At 37.0% G+C, this 20584-nt stretch carries 13 protein-coding genes; 4 read left to right on the top strand and 9 right to left on the bottom strand.

Annotated elements, in window-relative coordinates; translation table 11 throughout:
- Window positions 1-164: 164 nt before the first annotated feature.
- From HH304_RS07750 to HH304_RS07735, 4 genes are read left to right on the top strand one after another with little or no spacing between them, the layout of a single operon-like run.
- Complete coding sequence (locus tag HH304_RS07750) at window positions 165-1358, top strand: efflux RND transporter periplasmic adaptor subunit (protein ID WP_271711544.1); 1194 nt, start codon at window positions 165-167, stop codon at window positions 1356-1358.
- 25 nt (window positions 1359-1383) lie between these two features.
- The gene (locus tag HH304_RS07745; RefSeq protein WP_169679863.1) at window positions 1384-2412 is read left to right on the top strand and encodes a DUF1214 domain-containing protein; all 1029 of its coding nucleotides are present in this window, start codon (window positions 1384-1386) and stop codon (window positions 2410-2412) included.
- Window positions 2413-2431: 19 nt separating this feature from the next.
- Entirely contained in the window at window positions 2432-5581 is a 3150-nt protein-coding gene (locus HH304_RS07740; RefSeq protein WP_169679860.1) for an efflux RND transporter permease subunit, read from the top strand.
- Window positions 5574-6992: an efflux transporter outer membrane subunit gene (locus HH304_RS07735; RefSeq protein WP_169679857.1), complete on the top strand. Its 1419-nt coding sequence runs from the start codon at window positions 5574-5576 to the stop codon at window positions 6990-6992. The genes HH304_RS07740 and HH304_RS07735 overlap by 8 nt, the downstream gene beginning before the upstream one ends.
- 7 nt (window positions 6993-6999) lie before the next feature.
- Here the strand turns inward: HH304_RS07735 and HH304_RS07730 are convergent, their stop codons facing one another.
- The 9 genes from HH304_RS07730 to HH304_RS07690 all read right to left on the bottom strand — a co-directional run bounded on the left by HH304_RS07730 (window position 7000) and on the right by HH304_RS07690 (window position 20432).
- Window positions 7000-8145 (bottom strand): DUF418 domain-containing protein, encoded by a 1146-nt coding sequence (locus HH304_RS07730; protein ID WP_169679854.1) that lies wholly within the window; start codon window positions 8143-8145, stop codon window positions 7000-7002.
- A 319-nt stretch (window positions 8146-8464) separates the two neighbouring features.
- Window positions 8465-9526, bottom strand: a complete 1062-nt coding sequence (locus tag HH304_RS07725) for a BamA/TamA family outer membrane protein (RefSeq protein WP_169679851.1) — start codon at window positions 9524-9526, stop codon at window positions 8465-8467.
- 17 nt (window positions 9527-9543) lie between these two features.
- A complete protein-coding gene (locus HH304_RS07720) occupies window positions 9544-10530 on the bottom strand; it encodes a HupE/UreJ family protein (RefSeq protein ID WP_271711543.1) in 987 nt (328 codons plus the stop codon).
- 17 nt (window positions 10531-10547) lie between these two features.
- Window positions 10548-11420, bottom strand: coding sequence for a peptidyl-prolyl cis-trans isomerase (locus tag HH304_RS07715; protein WP_169679848.1), 873 nt, complete (start codon window positions 11418-11420; stop codon window positions 10548-10550).
- Between the two features lie 55 nt (window positions 11421-11475).
- Window positions 11476-12303, bottom strand: coding sequence for a hypothetical protein (locus tag HH304_RS07710; protein ID WP_271711542.1), 828 nt, complete (start codon window positions 12301-12303; stop codon window positions 11476-11478).
- A gap of 402 nt (window positions 12304-12705) precedes the next feature.
- Window positions 12706-14241, bottom strand: coding sequence for an arylsulfatase (locus HH304_RS07705; RefSeq protein ID WP_169679845.1), 1536 nt, complete (start codon window positions 14239-14241; stop codon window positions 12706-12708).
- A gap of 179 nt (window positions 14242-14420) precedes the next feature.
- Window positions 14421-16319, bottom strand: a complete 1899-nt coding sequence (locus tag HH304_RS07700; RefSeq protein WP_271711541.1) for a DUF3604 domain-containing protein — start codon at window positions 16317-16319, stop codon at window positions 14421-14423.
- Window positions 16320-16495: 176 nt separating this feature from the next.
- Entirely contained in the window at window positions 16496-18370 is a 1875-nt protein-coding gene (locus tag HH304_RS07695) for a DUF3604 domain-containing protein (RefSeq protein WP_169679841.1), read from the bottom strand.
- A gap of 184 nt (window positions 18371-18554) precedes the next feature.
- Window positions 18555-20432: a DUF3604 domain-containing protein gene (locus HH304_RS07690; protein WP_169679840.1), complete on the bottom strand. Its 1878-nt coding sequence runs from the start codon at window positions 20430-20432 to the stop codon at window positions 18555-18557.
- Window positions 20433-20584: the final 152 nt, after the last annotated feature.

The raw sequence follows: 20584 nt of genomic DNA, 5'->3' as shown, positions 1-20584 counted from the left end.
GAAAGAAAAATCATTTAATTATAAACAATTCAACTAATTATAAATTTTAATATTAAATAGTTAAATTAAATATAGTAAAAATTATATTCTTAAGGATTGTTATCTGCCAAATATTTTGTCAGGATGATCAAACCAAAATAGTATTAATTGTAACCAGATAACGGATGATTACTATTAGATCATTACAGATATTCATTGTCATTTTATTATTAACTTCTTGTGGTAAAAAAAATGATAATACAACTGTTCCGAGACGATCATTTCCAGTTGTAAAAGTTGATCAAAGAGATATCAATGGTTACTTTATCTTTCCTTCTGAAATATCCGGAGTCATTAATATTGAAGTAAAACCAAAGATAAGCGGGTATATAGAACAAGTATTTGTTGATGAAGGGCAGACAGTTCGAAAAGGACAAAAACTATTTAAAATAGAGGCTAATATTCAGGCTGAAAATGCATCTGCAGCCCAGGCTTCAGTAAGTTCGAGCCTTGCAGCGATAGAGTCTGCTAAAGCAAATGTAAAAGCAGCACAAGTTGAAGTGGATAAACTAGAGCCTCTCGTTGAGAGGGATATTATTAGTTCAGTACAGCTTGAAACAGCCAGAGCAGAACTATTAAAAGCCAAGGGGCAATTAAGTAAAGCCCAGGCTGACCATCAAATTGCCTCGGCAGCATATCAGGGTGTTCTTGAAGATATAAAGTTTTCGGAGATAACCAGTCCAATAAACGGAGTTGTAGGTCGAATATATAACCGGGAGGGTTCGCTAGTTAAGCCAACTGATAGTAATCCAATTACTACCATCTCTGATGTTAGTGAGATTTATGCATATTTCTCAATAAATGAACAACAATACATAAATTTCTTTCAGGAGTATCCTGGTAAAGATCTTCAGGAAAAAATTAATCTAATGCCTCCAATTGAACTTGAATTGGCAAATGGAAGTATTTTCGAAGAAAAAGGTAAACTCCAGACTACTTCAGGACAAATAAACCCTCAAACAGGAACTATACAGTTTCGGGTAAAGTTTGATAATGATTCCAAGCTATTAAATCAGGGGAGTACCGGATTAATTAGAATACCAAGAAAATTTGAAAATGTACTTGTAATTCCTGAAACAGCAGTATTTGAGCAGCAAGGGATATCTTATGTATATACAGTCAGGAATGATAGCACCAATACAACTCCCGTCAAGCTTATTGATAGAATTGATAATCTGGCTATTGTAGAATCAGGTCTTAAGAAGGGAGAGGTTGTTGTTGCGATGGGAGCAAACAATCTCAGACATAAAGCGCCTATCAAACCAAAATCAGTTGATATTGATAGTCTGGTTAATACTTTACGACCTGTTAATAATTAATTCTCAAATATTAAAATACACGATTATGAAATACATCAAATTATTAGTTTTATCATTGATTCTTTTTTCATGCGGACAACAAAATGAATCCAAAGAAAGTATAGATAAAATTGTCTCAGAAAAGAAAACTGTAACCCCCGAAAACTTTATTAGGGCTGAAACCGATAATGCATTCGTCCAAATGATAAATAATGCTGGAAAATCAAATGAATTTTTTCATTATCGAACTCCTACACCACTAGATAAACAAACTGTAATTAGAATGAATAGAGATGTTCTTTATTCAGGGGGTGTTTTTGATGCCAGAGAGGGGATAAATATCACTTTCCCTGAAATACCAGATGATCGGTATGCATCCATTTACATAATTGATAATGACCATTATGTACAGGAAATTATATATGAACCTGGACAATACACCATGAATGGTAACACAGATTTTCTATATATAATCATTCGGTTACAAGTTTATAATGCAGATGATGAGAATGAAATAAAGATGCTTAATGACCTTCAGAATAAATTTGTTGTGGAATCAGTTTCCGCAAAGGATTTCCCTGAATTCAAATGGGACAAAGAGTCTTTAGATTCACTACGAACAGTTTATAATGAAGAAAGTGCTAATTATGCAAGTTGGGAAGGAATGATGGGTAAAAGGGGAGAAGTAAATGAAAATACCAGGCATATTGCGGCAGCTGCAGCATGGGGTTTATTACCAGAAGAAGCCGCAACTTACCTCAACTATACTCCTGAAGATGCATCTGCATCAAATTGCTTTTCAGCTACTTATGAGGTTCCTTCAAATACAGGTTTTTGGTCAATTACGGTTTATGGTGAAGATGGATATATTAAATCTGAAAATTGCTTATTAAATGGTTCGAATGTTAAATTAAATAACGACGGAACATTTACAGTACATTATGGTTCTGAAGAAAATTGCGGAGATGTTAAAAATAGACTTGATGCTCCAGAAGGCTGGAATTTCCTATTAAGAGTTTACTTACCTGGAGAAGAAGTTTTAAAAGGAGATTATGAAATACCTGAAGTTCAGTAATTTCTAATAATGAATATAAATGATTGAAAAATTCATTGATCGGCCTGTATTATCAACAGTAATTACTATCACAATTATTTTTCTTGGTGTTTTAGGGTTATTGAGCCTTCCTGTCACTACATATCCGGATATTGCTCCACCTACCATAAAAGTTAGAACAAACTATATAGGCTCTAATGCGGAAACTGTATTAAAAAGTGTTGTTGTTCCAATTGAAGAAGAAATTAACGGGGTTGAGGGGATGACATATATTGAATCCAGAGCAGATAATGGAGGTAATGCAGAAATCACGGTTTATTTTGAGCAGGGAACGGATCCGGATATAGCTTCAGTAAATGTACAGAATCGTGTCTCCCTGGCCATTCCTAAATTACCTCAGGAAGTTGTCAGATCAGGTGTGGTTACCAGAAAACAGCAGACAAGTGCATTGATGTTTATATCATTTTATTCCAAAAGCGAAACGTATGATGAGACATTTATTCAGAATTACATGAATATCAATATCATATCCGGAATAAAAAGAATTTCAGGTGTGGGTGACGCCAGGGCTTTCGGAGTTAAAAATTATTCAATGAGGGTATGGCTGTCTCCGGAGAAACTGGCACAATATGATCTTGTTCCTCAGGATATAGTGGCTGTTATAAATGAGCAAAGTATTGAAGCTGCTCCAGGTAAAATAGGGATGAATACCGGTGCAGCAACTCAGTATGTGTTGAAATATCAGGGAAGATTTGATGAAGTAAAGGAATATGAAAACATCATAGTTAAAGCAACAGATCAGGGTGAGATTTTAAGACTTTCTGATGTTGCAAAAGTTGAATTAGGAGCATTTACTGCAGGAACTATTGGCGAAACCAATGGTAATCCATCTGTTACTATGGGCATTTATCAGACTCCAGGATCAAATGCTCAGGTTATAATCGAAGAAGTAAAAGAATACTTGGAGGAACAGGAAGCTAATTTCCCTCCGGGAGTTGATTATTTAATTAATTTTGATAGTAATGAATTTCTTGAAGCTTCGATGGAAAATGTATTACACACACTTTATGAAGCATTTATTCTGGTATTCATAGTAGTATTTATTTTCCTTCAGGATTTCAGGTCTACCATTATTCCGGCCATTGCTGTGCCAGTTTCAATCGTTGGAGCACTGTTCTTTCTCCTTGTTCTTGACTATTCACTTAATTTGTTAACCTTATTTGCTATGATCCTGGCCATCGGGATTGTTGTGGATGATGCGATTGTGGTAGTTGAGGCTGTACATGCTAAGATGGCCAAAAAACCTGAAATGGATGTGAAAACAGCTACAAAGGAAGCTATGAGTGGAATTGTATCTGCCGTGATTTCTGCGACACTAGTTATGATTGCGGTTTTTATTCCGGTAACGTTTATAGCAGGACCCACAGGGGTGTTTTTTAAACAGTTTGGAATTACCTTGATGTGTGCAATATTCATTTCAGCTATAAATGCTCTAACATTAAGCCCAATGCTTTGTGCACTGATTCTAAAACATCACCATGAACCGGAAAAAAAGAACTTTCTTCAACGCTTTTATGATGCTTTTAATGTTGCCTTTGAAAAGTTTACCGAGAAATATGGCAGTATTGTTTCCTTCCTTATCGGGCATAAAATATTTGTGCTAGGTATCCTTCTGTTATCCATTTTTGGTATATGGTGGGCGAATAATTCAATGCCTACAGGATTTGTTCCCGGTGAGGATAAAAAGGTTGTCTTTGCCAATATTGAATTACCTCCAGGTGCGACACTCGATAGAACTTATCTTGTATTAAAACAACTTGAAGAACAAGCAAATAAGATTCCTGGTGTTGTTAATAGTACGGTTATAGGAGGGGTTAGTCTGATAAATGGAGTAGGTAATAATTACGGGGTTGCTTTCCTTCAACTTGAAGATTGGGAAACAAGACTGGAACATGATGATCAATCTGTGGAAGCCATTATCGGTAAGTTGTTTGGTATTTCCCAGGGAATGCCTGATGCCCGAATGATATTTTTCAGTCCACCGAGTGTTCCAGGTTTTGGCGTGAGTTCTGGTTTCGAATTTAAATTATTGGACAGAACCGGTGGAGACCAGCAGGAACTGGAAAGAGTAACCCGAGATTTCCTGTCGAAATTAATGGATCATCCTGAAGTGCAATATGCCATAACTGCCTTCAATACAAATTATCCGATGTATGAAATGATTATTAATGAAGAGGCTATTAAATCTAATGGTGTAAAAGTATCTGATGTTTTTCAGACTGTGGGAGGATATGTCGGGGGAATCTATGCTGCCAATTTTACTCGCTTCGGAAAGCAGTTTAGAGTAATGATTCAGGCTTCAGCTGATGAAAGGGCTGATCTTCGTAGCCTGAATGACATTAATGTGCGAAATGCCAATGGTGATATGTTACCGGTAAATCAATTTATCACTTTCAAACAGGTTTATGGACCTCAGTCTGTTAGTAGATTTAACTTATTTAATTCAGCGGCAGTCAATGGTGCCCCATCACAAGGCTATAGTTCCGGCGATGTTATTGCCTTGATAGATCAAATGGAAAAAACCGAACTACCACTAAATTACAGTATAGATTATTCAGGGTTAACCCTTGAAGAGATCAAATCAGCTGGTCAGACAACTGTAATTTTTATCATTACATTCCTGTTTGTGTATTTATTATTATCAGCACAGTATGAAAGTTATCTTTTGCCATGGAGTATTTTGTTAGCTGTTCCAATCGGTGTTATGGGAGCCTTTGTTTCTCAAAAACTTGCAGGACTTCAAAATAACATATTCTTTCAGATTGCCTTGGTTATGCTTATTGGGCTGATTGCCAAAAATGCCATTCTTATAGTAGAATTTGGTCTTCAACAGCGCAAAAAAGGAATGGGTATTGCTGAAGCAGCTATTCAAGGAGCTAAAGATCGACTCAGACCAATTTTAATGACATCCTTTGCTTTCGTAGTGGGTGTAATGCCTCTTGTGTTAGCCTCCGGTATTGGAGCAAATGGTAATCGTTCCCTGGCTACCGGAGCAGCATTTGGATTATTAGTAGGAACCCTGATCGGAGGGCTTGTAATTCCAGCTTTATTTGTGGTCTTTCAAACATTACAAGAAAAGATCAAACCAATGGAATTTGATAAGAATTCAAATGAGGAGTTAAATGAATAGATTTATTAAACATATTGGACTACTGTTTATTTCAATCTTATTTATTCAGGGCTGTATTGCTACAAAAAAATACGAACGTCCTGAAACATATTCTGTTGACTCTTTTTATGCTGATACTCTTACAGAAGATACCATATCAATGGCCACACTCGACTGGCGGGAAATATATAATGATCCGATATTGATCGGTTATATTGATGAAGGGTTAAAAAATAACTTAAGCATTTTGAAAGCGAAGCAAAATATACTGGCTTCAGAATCAATTTTTAAGCAAAGAAGATCTAATTATTTACCAAGTATAAATAGTGCGTTTTCGGTAGGTGAAAATTATCTTCCGACAAATTCATATTTGTTTCAGGATCGGCCGTCTGATACACATTATACTGATATAGTTTTAGGTGGTGTGTTTTCATGGGAACTTGATATCTGGGGAAGGATTACAAGCCTGAAAAGATCAGCTGCAGCTCAATATATGCAAACAATAAATGCTACCAGATATCTGCAAACAGTGATTATTTCCCAAATTGTTAGAAACTATTATACTCTTGTTTCTTTAGATGCAAAAGTTAGAATTCTTGAAATCACAATTGAAAACAGGCAAAAAGGGTTAGAGATAATCAATGCACTCAAAGAAGCAGGCCAGGAAAATGCCGTTGGAGTTAAGCAGAGTGAAGCTTTTCTATATAAAGCAGAAGGTAGTTTACTGCAAATAATGAATGAAATTAGATTGGTTGAAAACTCTTTATCCATTTTGCTCGGTAGAACTCCCGGACCTGTTGATAGAGCAAATTGGGATAACATTCAGATAAACGAGGAGCTCAATATAGGAATACCAATTCAGCTTTTACAAAACAGGACAGATGTACAGGCAGCCGAATATAACCTGATTAGTGCTTTTGAATTGACAAATTCAGCTAGAGCTTCATTTTATCCTACACTGTCAATAAATGCAGCCGGAGGATTTAATAGCATGGATTTTGATAACTTATTTAGCATCAATTCTTTATTTGGTAATGTAATTGGTAATCTGACACTTCCTTTATTCAATCAAAGGAAACTCAGGACACAAAAAGAAGTCCGACTTGCTGATCAACAAATTGCATATTACGATTATAAAGAAACAATCCTGAATGCCTACAAAGAAGTATCTAACTCATTATACACATATCAAAATTTTCAGGAACTGGTGAAGCTAAAACGCAAAGAGAACCGTGCATTATTAGATGCCGTGCTGTTTTCCGAAGAACTGCAAAAACAAGGGCTTGCTAGTTATCTGGAGGTGATTTATGCGAAAGACAATGCCCAGGTGGCTCAATTTGAGATCGTTAATGCAAGGCTACTACAAATTCTTTCAGTGGTAGAATTGTACAGAGCATTAGGGGGAGGCTGGCAGCCTTCTGAAATCAAATAACCTAATATTACATCTTGTCAGGATAACTTAGTTTCCTCCAGATGGTCTCCAATGGGCCTCTTTCGAATCGCTTAAGCCAGAAATAATTAAAAGCGATAATCATAATTGTAAAAAACAGGCAATAAAGCTGTATTGCTAGCGGACTTAATTCATTATACAGACCAAATCCAAATGAGTAAAATAGAATGCTTGATAAAACACTTTCAAGAATATAGGTTGTTAATGACATCTGACCCAAGAGCCTGAAAGGATACCATAACCGTTTTCCAAAAGTTGTATTAATGGTTAGAATGACCAAAATCACAAGGATAGCTGAAGTTACATACTGATCCCATTGCATGAGTATCTGAAAAACTATTGTTGACTTAAACTCAACCATCCAAGTTATAGATAGATGGTTAATTAAAGTAATAGCAATCTTGTATATCAGGGCAGGAATAAAAATTTTCCAATATCTGGATTGATCTGATAACGAATTCAAGAAGTTGGTTTTACTTAAGTAAATCCCAAAAACATAACAAGCGAATACAGGAGGGAAGTAAAAATTAATCACCCATGGGTTTTGCCAGATTATTTGATATTGTTTTATTCTGAAAAGACATTGTTGCCAAAACGGACCATTCTTAAAAAGTTCAATCTTTTCATCAACAGATATTCCCATTGCTGGTGCGTTTCCTGCAGCTTCTATCCATTCTAAGTGTCTAAATAGAATAAGCATCGATGGATATAGTGCAATCATTATGGCTGTTACCAATATTATTCTTTTTGGAAGACGGATAAGTACAATACCAATCAGCCCAAATAATGCATAATCCAATAATATATCTCCACCTAATAAAAGGATTATATGAAGTATTCCAAATAAAGCAAGAACTATATTTCTCTTTAATAAAATAGAAGAACTTTTCCATTTATTCCACTGCATGCCCATTCCCAGACCAAATAATAAAGCAAAAATAGTTGCTGTACGACCTCCAAATAATTCAGTCCTGAGAAAATTTATAAAGTCATTGTACCAATGTGGTCCACCGCCATACAGTTCTCCAAAATATTCAGATGGAAACGAAAACCAGACAATATTTACAATAAAAATTCCCCATAAGGCTAGACCTCTGATAGCATCTAAATGGGGTAATCGAATATTTTGGCTCATGCTTATATTAGTTTAAAACAACAATATAGCATGAAAATAAAATTATGCAATTACCACTAATCACTATCAATGAATCTTATAATTTGATATCACTTTTATATAATTGTCGTATCGAAATAATTAAATTTTTTCATTGATTATTATAATATGTATAGTATCTTATAATAGGAATAATGAATAAACATTGAGTAGAAGCCTACTGCCAGGCAGGAATTTATTTTATGAATAATGAAGATTATAAGTTATACGATTTACAAGATTAACTTATTATTGAAAAAATCAATTACAATTGAAGCAATACAATAGAAAAAGTATTGCTTCAAAATGCCTCTGTTATCCTGAAATAGATTCCCCAGTCACGAACACCACCAGCAATATCAATACCTGCATTGATGCGCTTATCAGGGATCATCATGTATCTTATGCCGGCACCACCGCCTGGTAACAACTGACTCCAGCCTTCGGGGTCATTAGAAATAGCCAATCCTGCAAAAGCAACCATTCCCCATTTATTATAGAAAGTCCATCGGTATTCTGCTTGAGCTGATATAATTTGCTCTCCTCTGAATTCACCTTGTGTATAGCCTCTAATGTCTTTTCTTCCTACAGAACGCTGAGCTTCGAAGGGAATATTATTTCCAAGAGCAAAATACCCAAAAAACCTGGTAGCAATGGTTCGGTTTGAATCTAATGGAAAATACTTGTTTATTTCTAGTTGGAGGTTATTAAACTCAACATCCGACCCAAGCCAGTCATTGTAGCTAAATCCGGATAGCTTCGCATATAAACCCGAATGAGAATTGTACACATTTGATCTGTCATCCCACTCTAATGCACCACCAAGTCCGTTAAATGCCCTTTGTTCATTACCGGAATCTCCTGGTAGATCAAATAGAGTTTCTCTTTTAGAAAATAATACCTGCGGACCAAGGTATAAATTCTTACGTAACTTAAAAGCAAATAAGAAGTAGACGAAATCTGAAGTTGTATTAAAATCAACAAATAAACCACCCGGAAAAACATCTTCTTCATAGTATTGAGAGTTGAAGTCTACCAGGCCTGCTGCAGCTTTTATTCGATATTTGTTTTCTGATAAAAATAACTGAGTATGTGCCATTACAACCCAGGAGTTATTTGTAGACCAAAACCCCATTAAACCAACAGATGAAACTGGTGAAATGGAGTCCTTTTCGTTTAGGTCAAAGAAACCCATACTTGTAGCACCTATCTTGAATCCTAATGACCTGTTGTAGTCTATGGTTGGTAGAGCAACTACCCTGAATTTTTTATCATTATTAAGCTTTTCCTGACAATCTGATTTAAACGGAATTAAATATAATAAGCTGATAATCAATAAGTAGGAATATTTTTTTTTGACCATCACTTTATTAATTATAATTAAAACCAGAACCCGGCAATTCTCTGGATAGTCCAGAATGCAGCTAAAGATCCAATGGCATAAGCAGGAGCTTTCTTTAATATCAAAGGCCAGTTTTCTTTGTATGATAATGCTTTAATAATTAATAGAACCAAAATTACAAAGGCAATTTGTCCGAGCTCTACACCAATATTAAAAAAGGCTAGCGCCAAGGGTATATCAGTTTGTGGAAGGCCAACTTCTGCTAATGCTCCGGCAAATCCAAAGCCATGCAATAATCCAAATGTAAATGCTACTAACCAGGGTTTCTTACTTGTAATTGTTTCTTTACCATTGGCATTTTTAATTATTTCAATTGCAAGAAACACAATACTTAAAGCAATGACCGCTTCGACAGGTGGACCTGGTAAATTTGCAAATCCTAAAACAGCCATACTCAGGGTAATACTATGAGCAATGGTAAAGGCTGTGATCGTTTTTACAATCTTTTTAAATCCTTTGGTAATAATAATCAGGGCGAGGACAAAGAGTAAATGATCAATACCAAACCAGATATGTTCTACACCCAGCACTGTGTAATTTTTGATAACGGCAAAAGTACTCATCTTTCCGGGTATGATTTTTTCCGTATCATCAGGTTTCAGCATAAATGACACCTTTTCTCCATTAAGATAGTCTACATTTACAAGCACATCGATCATGGTCTTTTGTAATCCATCGATAGTAACTTTTTGACCCTCTAAGGGAGTTTCTGTAACCAAAGAATAAGAATAAAGCATTGCGCCATCCATCAGCTTAGGCAATGCAAACTCATTTAATGATGATGATTCCGGAAAAACGGGACTCAACCGAATCACCATATCGCCTCGGCGAGGGATCTTCCAGAATACATGGTAGGTCGTTTCATTTACCTGCTTGATATGGAGATAGGCAGGCCTCATTTCATGTGAAAAAAGAAATTCAGGCAGAAACAAGAATAAGATTAATAAATAATATCGCTTAATCATCTTTAATTCAATTTATGTTAGCTACCGAATTCTTTTAAAATCTTTTCTCTTAACTCTTTATTGATATCTGCCTCAAGCTTAATGTTATAGCTACTTTTTAAATTTTCATAAATCTTTTCACGACTTTCCTGTTCCATATCATAGTCATAATCTCTCTTTATCACATCTTTCATTTGAGTGAAAGAGGGTAGTTGAGGTTCAATTTTCTCGGTGATATAGACAAGATGGGTTCCAAAACCTGATTCAACAGGACCGGTCCATTGATTTAATGGTAATCCTTCCATTGTTTCAGCAATGTTTCCACCAAGTTCTGAATTAAGCTTATTGGCATAGATACTTTCATAATAAAAAGGAAAGGGTAGTGGGTCACCTAATTTTGTGAATTCCTCAATTGAAACATTACCATGCTCTTCTAAAACTGATTTGGCTTGATTGACCGGATCTGAGTGGTTATCAAAAGTGAAACAAATCTGGTAAAAGCTATATTGAGCGGGCCGCATATACCTTTCAGAATACTTATTGTAATAATTTTTCAAGTCTTTGTCAGTTGGATTATTTACCATTGCAGATACATCGCTGGTTATAAAATCCATTTTTTGAGCAAGCCTGCGCTTAATCACTTCATCATTATGATCAAGATTCATTTTTAATGCTTCCCGATACATGATTTCCTGTTTGAGTGTTTTACTTATAAGTCCGGATAGTTCTTCGGTAGTAGGTTTTCTTTGCCATTGCAACTCCCAGATTGAAACCATATGACTGATGTCACTATTATCGATAATAATTGCATTTTCAGAGTCATTATCATCCACAGTCAAAGCATAAACAATAAATATGGCGAACCCAATTAATACAAAATGAAGAAATGGTTCTTTTAAAAATCTTTTCATTATCAAAAACTGGTTTGGTAGATACTAATAAAATACTGACATTTTTTTGTTCAACCTATTTAGGAAATAAGAAAATTAGTACTGCCCTGCCTCCTAGGTCAGCCTTTGCTCCATCGGGGGCATCGAGATTAAATCTGGGACCTATAACTAACTGAAATTTCTGGTTTCCCATAGAACTCACGGCACTGAATGTTGGATTTAACCAGATAGTAGATTCGGAAGTCTCCCAATTTTGTGTCCATTCTAAATTAGCCCCAAGACCAGCCCCGGATTTCCAGTTATATACCACAAAAGGCTGAACAAACATTTGACTGACGTCTGCACGGTCTTCATTACCTGAAACAGACCAAATCTGATTTATCAAACCTCCAATTGTCCACCCGTTAGTTTGAGTTAATGCTACAGCTGTTGGGCCAACGCCAAATTTATCAGTTGTAAGAAGGTCATCAGTGCCAATTGGTAGCAAAAATACAGGGCCAATACCCCAGGTTAAGTTTTTAGAATTACTCGGAGAAAAGAAAGCTGATACAACAGCATCACTTAGGCCACTTTGTTTCTCACCGACACCAGTAATGTTATACTGTGTAACAACTGGGAAAATATACCGTGTTATCAGGTTTAAGTTATCACCTAATCTGATTGGAACCACAGGTTGAATATTTAAGGTATTTCTGGTTCCCTCAAGTTCACCAATACCAAAGTCTGTGTTGTTTTGTAAAGGTATAGATATTAATGAAGCTATTGGATTAGCCAGTTTTTTTGCCAGTTCTTCAGCTTCTGATCCTGATTTTGTATCAATTTGCTCTTCCTTTTTGTCTTCCTCTTGTGCATTAGCACTGAAGCTTAAAAAAATAAAGAAAATTAAGGAATACAATAATCTCATATTTTGTAACGGTTGTACCATAGTTTCATACTTTGGGCTTTAAATGAATTAATAAATAGCATATCAAAATTATCACTTTATCAATCATGATAGGGTTATAGACATACTATATATAAGTTAAATCATTTATACAAATATGCCTAATGATTTAAATGACAAGTTACGGTTTTGGATATATGATTTCGTTCTCAGGAAATAATTGAACTAAAAGAAATCAAAGATCAGAAGGGTTTAGGGTAGTTCGCTTTAAAATTATGAAGTTATTTCAATTTCTAACCAACACTAAAAATCAACCGAAATGTTGAAATATTTAATAGTAAAATTTACTTAAAAATATCATTAAGAAAAATCAGATAGATTCATGTTATATTTTAGTACCATGAATCTATCTGACTTATTAATTTAATCCGAAGTCACCATATTGAGCATTGAATTAAAGTCACCTAACTGAATAGAAAAACTTTCTTGGCTGGGAGGGTATTCCTTAAAAGTTTCCAAAAAGGATCCTAAATGGCTACCTATCTGGCCAAGTACCCAACTTCTGTTTTCAGCCCACTCATCATATCCTCGAGCATCGTGAAATCGTTCAAAAGGATCTAGTTTTAAATTAGTTACGATTGGTGTTGATAATAATGGCTGAGGAGAACGGAACCAGTGTTTTTGATCTCTGAAAAGCACTTTCCAATCTCCATATCGCATACCATGTAAAGTAGTTTCTGTAAAATAATAAAACTCTTTACGTTTACTCTTTCCATTATTTAATAAAATATCACTTTGGTCATAGCCATCCAGATGGACTTTAAATGATTTGCCGCCAATTGAATGTCCATTAAGTAGTTTCTCTTTGACATCAGTTTGACCAACCCATGACATAAGTGTAGGTACCCAATCTTCCATTGTCATAAATTCACCTGTAGTAGTTCCTGCAGGGATATGGCCATCCCATTTCACTAAAACGGGAACTCGAAAACCGCCTTCCCAGCCACCAACACCTTTTTGACCATGGAAAGGATGGTTTCCTCCATCAGGCCAACTGTTTGATGCGGCTCCATTATCTGTTGAGAACATTACAATCGTATTTTCATCAACCCCGAGCTCTTCAAGAAGATTAAGTAATTCTCCCACATCATCATCCAATTCCATCATACCATCTGCATACAAACCATACCCACTCTTACCCTGGTATTCATCATTCAAGTTGGTTCTGTAATGCATTCTTGTCGTGTTATGCCAGACAAAAAATGGCTCGTCATCTTTAACAGCATCACGGATAAATCGTTTTGATTCTTCTAGGACCTGCTGATCCAGATTACGCTGAACTTCTGTTCCCCAAGGACCTAAATCTTTAATTTCCTGCTTACCATTTCCAGTAGCTTTTGAATGAATTATTCCTCTTTGATTAAGTTTTAATTGTTTTAGAACCTCAGGATCTTTTGGGTAGTCATATTGCTCAGGATATTCACCGGCATTAAGATGGTAAAGAATTCCATAAAATTCATCAAACCCGTGAGCAGTAGGTAAGTGTTCATCTCTGTCTCCAAGGTGGTTTTTGCCAAATTGACCAGTTCGATACCCAACTGCTTTTAACATCTGAGCAAGTGTAGGATCACTATCCTGGATCCCTTCTTTAGCTCCGGGTAACCCAACGGTACTTAAACCGGTTCTCATCGGATACTGGCCTAGTATGAAAGCCGCTCTGCCTGCTGTACATGATGCCTGGGCATAATGATCCATAAAGATCATTCCCTCTTTTCCAATTCGATCGATATTCGGGGTTGTTCCACCCATCATTCCTCTATGGTAAGCTGAAATATTCCACATACCCACATCATCGCCCCAAATTACCAAAATATTTGGTTTGTCCTTATTCTGACAAATAAGCGCCGGAGCTAGAAACACAAATGCCAGGATGAAAAAGATGCTTTTTAATTTTTTCATAGATCGTGTTTTTAAATTACTAGTAATTCAATTTCAATAGAATGTGGTGGTAAGGAAGACTAGATGGCAATTGGTTTTACTAAAACAAAAGTTAATTCATATTTTTTAATTCAACAATTGATTATAAAAAAAGCACGGTCAGGAGTAAGCTGACCGTTCTTAAAGAAATAAATCGTGTTTTATTTTGCTGGAGTATACCAGATCGGGGAACTATAGACTCTTTCCTGAATTGTGGCAGGATGGTTGGTTTCCTTTACATCTATTCCCAATTCAATCGCATCAAGTAAGGAGTATCTCGGAGTTGGAATTTCTAATACCCTGACATAATAAAAAGCATGCTGTGCTGGATTAAAATCCGGATCTTTCCAGACTACTTTTAAATCGGCATCACCTATGGTATTTGTATATTTTCCTGTATTCATATCTACAGTATTACCAACAGCAATACTTCCATCAGTTCTGTCATCTGATAGGGCAACATTATAAACCATTTCACTGGTGCTGCCATCTGCTTCAAGCCATCCTTTAACCACCTGGATTCGATCGAGATTAGCTGCATTTGGATCTTTGATGGCAGAGATCATGAATGTTGGTGCTTTTTCTCCATTTTGATTCAAATCACCACCCATTGGAACGCCTTTGTCATAACCAGTTTGTAACATGTTTCCGTAAAGATCATCGTCCGTAAATTCAAAGCCTCCAAAAAAGCGTAATGTAATTCTAGGTCCCGTTGTTGCATAGACTTCTTTTCGCTGGAAGGCATCAACAATACTTTGGCGGGTATTATTTTCAGCCCAGACAGCAACCCAGCCTGCAGCTCCCATGTCCCAGCCCTTTGAAGATCCAATACCTGTTGGATGAGGCCTTTTCTCAGGAGTGGCATCGTGTTGACCTTTGCCGGCAAAATTCGTTTCTTCTATTGCAGACATTCCGGTATGAGAATCCGAACTTCCTATTAATCCAATTTTATAGGGATTTACGCCTAGCTTTTGTTCCATTGCCAGCCCGCGTTTTAATCCGGATCGGACATAATCAGCTTCTGTTGGTTTAGATCTGGTTCCGTCAGGCGTCAGTGCAAAATCATATGTTTCAAAATCAGCAAATTCATCATTTGGTGACAGGGCAGGGTGGGTTTCTGAATCGCCTTTGATTTGGGTGATTTCAACATTTCGCTCCCACTTCATACGGCTTTCAGCATATTCTCTGTCAATAGGTTCTCCATTTAGCCTGGTCTCAGGAAACATCAGCCCCAGACTGATATTCGGATTATGAGGAATGGCGACAAACTCGGCACCGGTACGACCACTTGTCTCCTCCAGCCATGCCCAGAGATCTTCAGGATTATCACTACTTAATGCACTATATGGTAAAAACTGATTTGCAACATCTTTTCCCTGTGGCATAAAAACTACCCGATGTAAATTGGCTCCGCTATTATTGGATGACCATTCCCAACCTATAAGTGTTGTGAATGTTCCCGGGTTATTGTGTGCATCTGCTGTTTCAACATATCGCGCCCAGGCTTCTTTACGGTTTTCTCCCCCAAGATCATTAATCAAATCTTTACTGCCCAGATTGGCCTCATTAGGCTGGTCAAAAGCTGCAAAGTTTAAAATATCATAAATTTTCTGAAGTCCTTTTTCATCAGTTTTATCCGGGGCTATTTTCAAAAATGCCTGACCTGATTTTGAATCAGAAATTCCCGGGGTATTTTCATACATTAATGGCATTGATCCCAATAATTCTGCATGATCAGCAATAACAAGGAAGTCAAGTGGTTCAGTCAATTTCATTGGTCTTCCTGTAGTCGGGCTTTCAACTTCTTCTCCCTTAGCGAAACGGTAAGCAGTTTCGGGAGTAGAGTTTGGCGTGCCAAATAAGTATACATCAAAGGAATTTCCGGTATGATTGTGCGTATCGCCCCAGTAAACATCTTTCATTGGGTTTGATTTAATCTCAACTTCTACTATGTCGTTTTCTGTCGATTCAGTGGTATCGTCACTTTCCTGGCTTCCTGAACAGGATATCATTACGATAATTCCCAACAGAATCACCAATTGGTTGTATATGGTTTTCATAGATCGTGTGTTTTTATAGTTCGCCAATAAATCAATCTTCAAGTGTGGTGTAATTGAAAATTACATGGCTATTAACATACTTCTTATAAGTTAATTCATTTATAATAATCAAACCATTAACCGCAAAAAAAACGGTCAGGAGTATGCTGACCATTTTTAAAGAAATAAATCGTGTATTATTTTGCTGGAGTATACCAGATCGGACTTGACCAGGCTCTTTCCTGTATACTTACCGGAAGATCTTTTCTTGGTTCTCTACCTAAAGTTTTTGCGTCATAGGTGCTCCATCTAGGAGTAGGAATTTGAAGCACTCTGGTATAATAAACAGCATATTGTGAAGGATCGAATTCAGGATCGGTCCAAACTGTTTTTAACTCGGTATCTCCAATATCATTGGTGTAACTAGCTTCTGCTACGTTGACTGTATTTCCAACAGCCGGTACGTTTCCATTAGCATCTAATTTTCGATCATCTGAAAAGGCTACATCAAACACCTTTTCGTAAGTATTTCCATTTGCGTCTACCCAGCCCTTAATAATTTGAATACGATCAAGATTTGCACCATCAGCTTCTTTTATCGCATGAATTATAAATGAAGGTGCTTTTCCATCTGAAGCAGTTAGATCTCCACCCATCGGTACACCATTTGCATATCCTTCTTTCACCCAGTCAGAATTCTCCAATATATTTTCAGGATAATTGAACCCGCCAAAGAATCGAACTTTCAATCGTGGTCCGGATGTAGCAAAGGTTTCTTTTCGCATGATCGCATCAAATATGGCTTCCCTGGTATTTGATTCTGCCCATACGCCTGCAAGCCCTGCACTTCCAAACTTTCTCACTTGATTTGCTCCCTTTTCATCAACGCCCGGAGGTCCGTCTAACCGGTGTTCAGGATTATTTTCAAACCCAAATTTGCCATGGTAATTATCTTCTTCAATAGGAGAATAGGAGTTGTGGGTGTCAGAATCTCCAATGAAACCATATTTAAATGGATTTCCTTTACCTTCCTGTTCATATTTCATTGAGCGAATAAGCGCTTCCCTCATGTAACCACCTTTCTTATTTTTTGGTGGTGTGGCAGTAGCTGCAAGGGTATAGTCCCATATTTCAAAATCAGCAAATTCATCACTAGGTGAAAGTAGAGGCATGGTTTCAGAAGCACCTTTTATCTGAATCAGTTCATAAACTGGTTCATTGCGCATTCTTGTTGTTGAATACTCCTGATTAATCTCACTTCCACCATAGGTTGTTCCAATTGGAAACATAATTCCATCACTGGCATTTCCATTATGCGGTACTGCCAGAAGATGGCTGCCATTCGCTCGTTGGGCATCCATCCATTTCCATAGATTCTCTGGTACATCAGAGTCAACTGCAGAAAATGGGACAGAAGGAACATTTTCGGTATCCTTAAAAAGAACGATTCTATGGATATTTCTCCAGTCAGGTGCTGCAGTCCACTCAAAAGCAGCAAAAGTGGTAAAAGTACCCGGGTTATAATGTTTATCGGCAATATCTATTATCTCAGTCCAGGTACTGGCTGCAAAAGTAGAATCACCTAATATCGGATCCTTTTTTCTTTCCTGATATATTCCATTAGAAATTTCGGTATATGCAGCAAAGGCAGCCACCGGGTCATCACCGGTTATATCTTTTGCAAGAGGGTGTTTGCTCATCGGACTATTTGGATCAGCCATTTTTGGTAAAGCCCCTAGATATTCGGCATGATCAGATACAGCATACCAATCCAAAGGCTTTTTGATTTGAAGGGGAGTGCCATCACCACCACCTGGTATGGATTCTCCTTGTGCCCATCGATATGCATCATCCGGACCGGTGATCGAGCCATTTATATAGGCATCGAAAGACCAGCTTGTATGCACATGAAGGTTTCCAAAATATGCCTCCTTTAAAGGATTTGATTTGATTTCGTTTTCAACTACTTCCTCTTCTGTCGTTTCGTTCGTTTCTTCGCTTTCCTTGTTACCAGAGCAGGAACCAAGAAACACGAATGTCATCACAATAAGATAATAACTTATATCTTTCATAGATCGTGTGTTTTAGTGAATAGCATTTCTGATCATTGTGCTTTGTAGTGGGTTTGATAATCAGAAGGCTACTGGCATTATTACTTGTATTTAATTTAGTTCATATATATTAATTCAACTATTGATCACAAAAAAAAACACGGTCAGGAGTATGCTGACCGTGCTTTAAGAATTATTCCATGTGTTATTTTGATGGGGTATACCAGATCGGGCTCGACCAGCCTCTTTCCTGAATGGTAACAGGTAAGTCATCACGGGGCTCGATTCCAAGAGTCTTTGCATCATAAGTACTCCACCTGGGTGTTGGTATCTCTAATACTCTAACGTAGTAAAAAGCTGATAGTGAAGGGTCAAAATCCGGGTCCGTCCAAACAGTTTTTAATTCAGGATCACCAATACTATTGGAATATGAGGCCTCAGCTACATTTACCGTATTTCCAACGGGATCTACACTGCCGTTTGAATCAATTGTCCTATCATCTGATACCACAACATTATATATTTTTTCCATTTGCTTACCATTTTTATCTACCCAGCCTTTAATTACCTGGATACGATCAAGATTCGCTCCGTTTGCATCTTTAATGGCATGAATAACAAGAGTAGGGGCTTTTCCTTGAGAAGCCGGTAAAGTACTTCCCATAGGAATACCTCCTTCATACGCAGACTTTACCCAATTGGTATTTTCAAATAAATTATCAGGAAAGTCATATCCGCCAAATAATCGTACTTTCATTCTCGTTCCGGAAGTTCCAAAAGTCTCTTTTCTCATCATTGCTTCAAAAATAGCTTCACGGGTATTTGATTCCGCCCATACTCCGGCTAACCCTCCTGAGCTGAATTCACGCAACTGCTGTTTGTTTTTTTCCGAGAAACCTTCCGGACCATTAATACGGTGCGCTGGACTGTTTTCCGTAGCAAATTTCCCAGTGTAATTATCTTCTTCCACAGAGGCAGCTGAATTATGCCCATCAGAATCACCAATTACTCCATATTTAAATGGGTTACCATTTCCATTTTTTTCAATTTCTATTCCATCTAGTAATGCTTGTCTGAAATAGCTACCTTTTCTATTTGTTGGTCGTTCTGCAGTAGCAGCAAGGGTGTAATCCCATAATTCAAATCCGGCAAACTCATCATTTGGAGAGAGGTCAGGATGAACCTCGGAGGTTCCTTTAATTTGAGAGATCTCATACAAGGGTTCATTTTTCATCCGCATTTCTGAATAGGCCATTGAAAGTGGATTACCTTCAGAATCTCTTAATGAAAACATTAATCCATCACTGGCATTTGCATTATGAGGTATGGCTAACAAAGTAGCACCATTAGCGCGACAACCTTCCATCCATTTCCATAGATCTTCCGGTTTATCTGAATCATTCGTTGAAAAAGCCAGATCAGGAATATTTTCTGAATTCTCAAATACGACAACCCGATGAAGGTTTCTAGTATTAGGATTGGATGACCATTCAAAAGCAGGGAAGGTAGTAAATTTTCCCGGTTCATAATGCTCGTCAGCTGTTTTTACGATTTCAGCCCAGACAGATTTCATTATTTCCGGATCTGAAAACAAGGGTTCTTTAGAAAGTTCGCCACCTGTACTGAAATCATATAGAAAATCAGCAAATGCCTGGAAAGAAACTGCGGGATCCTCTGAAGTCACTCTTTTTGCAAAATCCAGTTTACTCAATGGACTTTCAGGATTTTCCATTTGTTTAAACATCCCCATCCATTCGGCATGATCGGAAACGGCATAAAAATCCAACGGCTCATTTATTTGCAGATCACCACCTCCGCCACCACCAGGGATAGCTTCTCCTTTTGCCCATCGATAAGCGTCTTCAGGGTTAGTCGGACATTTGTTGGTGTATCCATCAAATGAATAGCTGGTGTGAATGTGGACATTACCAAAGTATGCATCCTTTAATGGATTTGATTTAATTTCGTTTGCAACTGTTGCTTCTTCAGTTGTCTGGGCTGTTTCTTCGCTTTCCTTATTCCCGGAACATGAGGTCATAATTATGAACGACATCACAATAAGGTAATAACTTATAGGTTTCATAGATCGTGTGGTTTTGAAAATAGCATTTCTGGTTAATGATTTTTATAGTGGATTGATAATCAGAAAGCTATTGGCTGTATTCTTATATAAGTTAATTCATTTATATTGAATCAACTATCGATAACAAAAAAAACACGGTCAGGAGTATACTG

It is taken from the genome of Marinigracilibium pacificum, assembly GCF_012926615.1.
In the GTDB taxonomy this organism is placed as follows: Bacteria; Bacteroidota; Bacteroidia; order Cytophagales; family Cyclobacteriaceae; genus Mangrovivirga; species Mangrovivirga pacifica.
The sequence above is the reverse complement of the archived record's forward strand: the minus strand, read 5'-3'. Positions and strand labels throughout refer to the sequence as shown.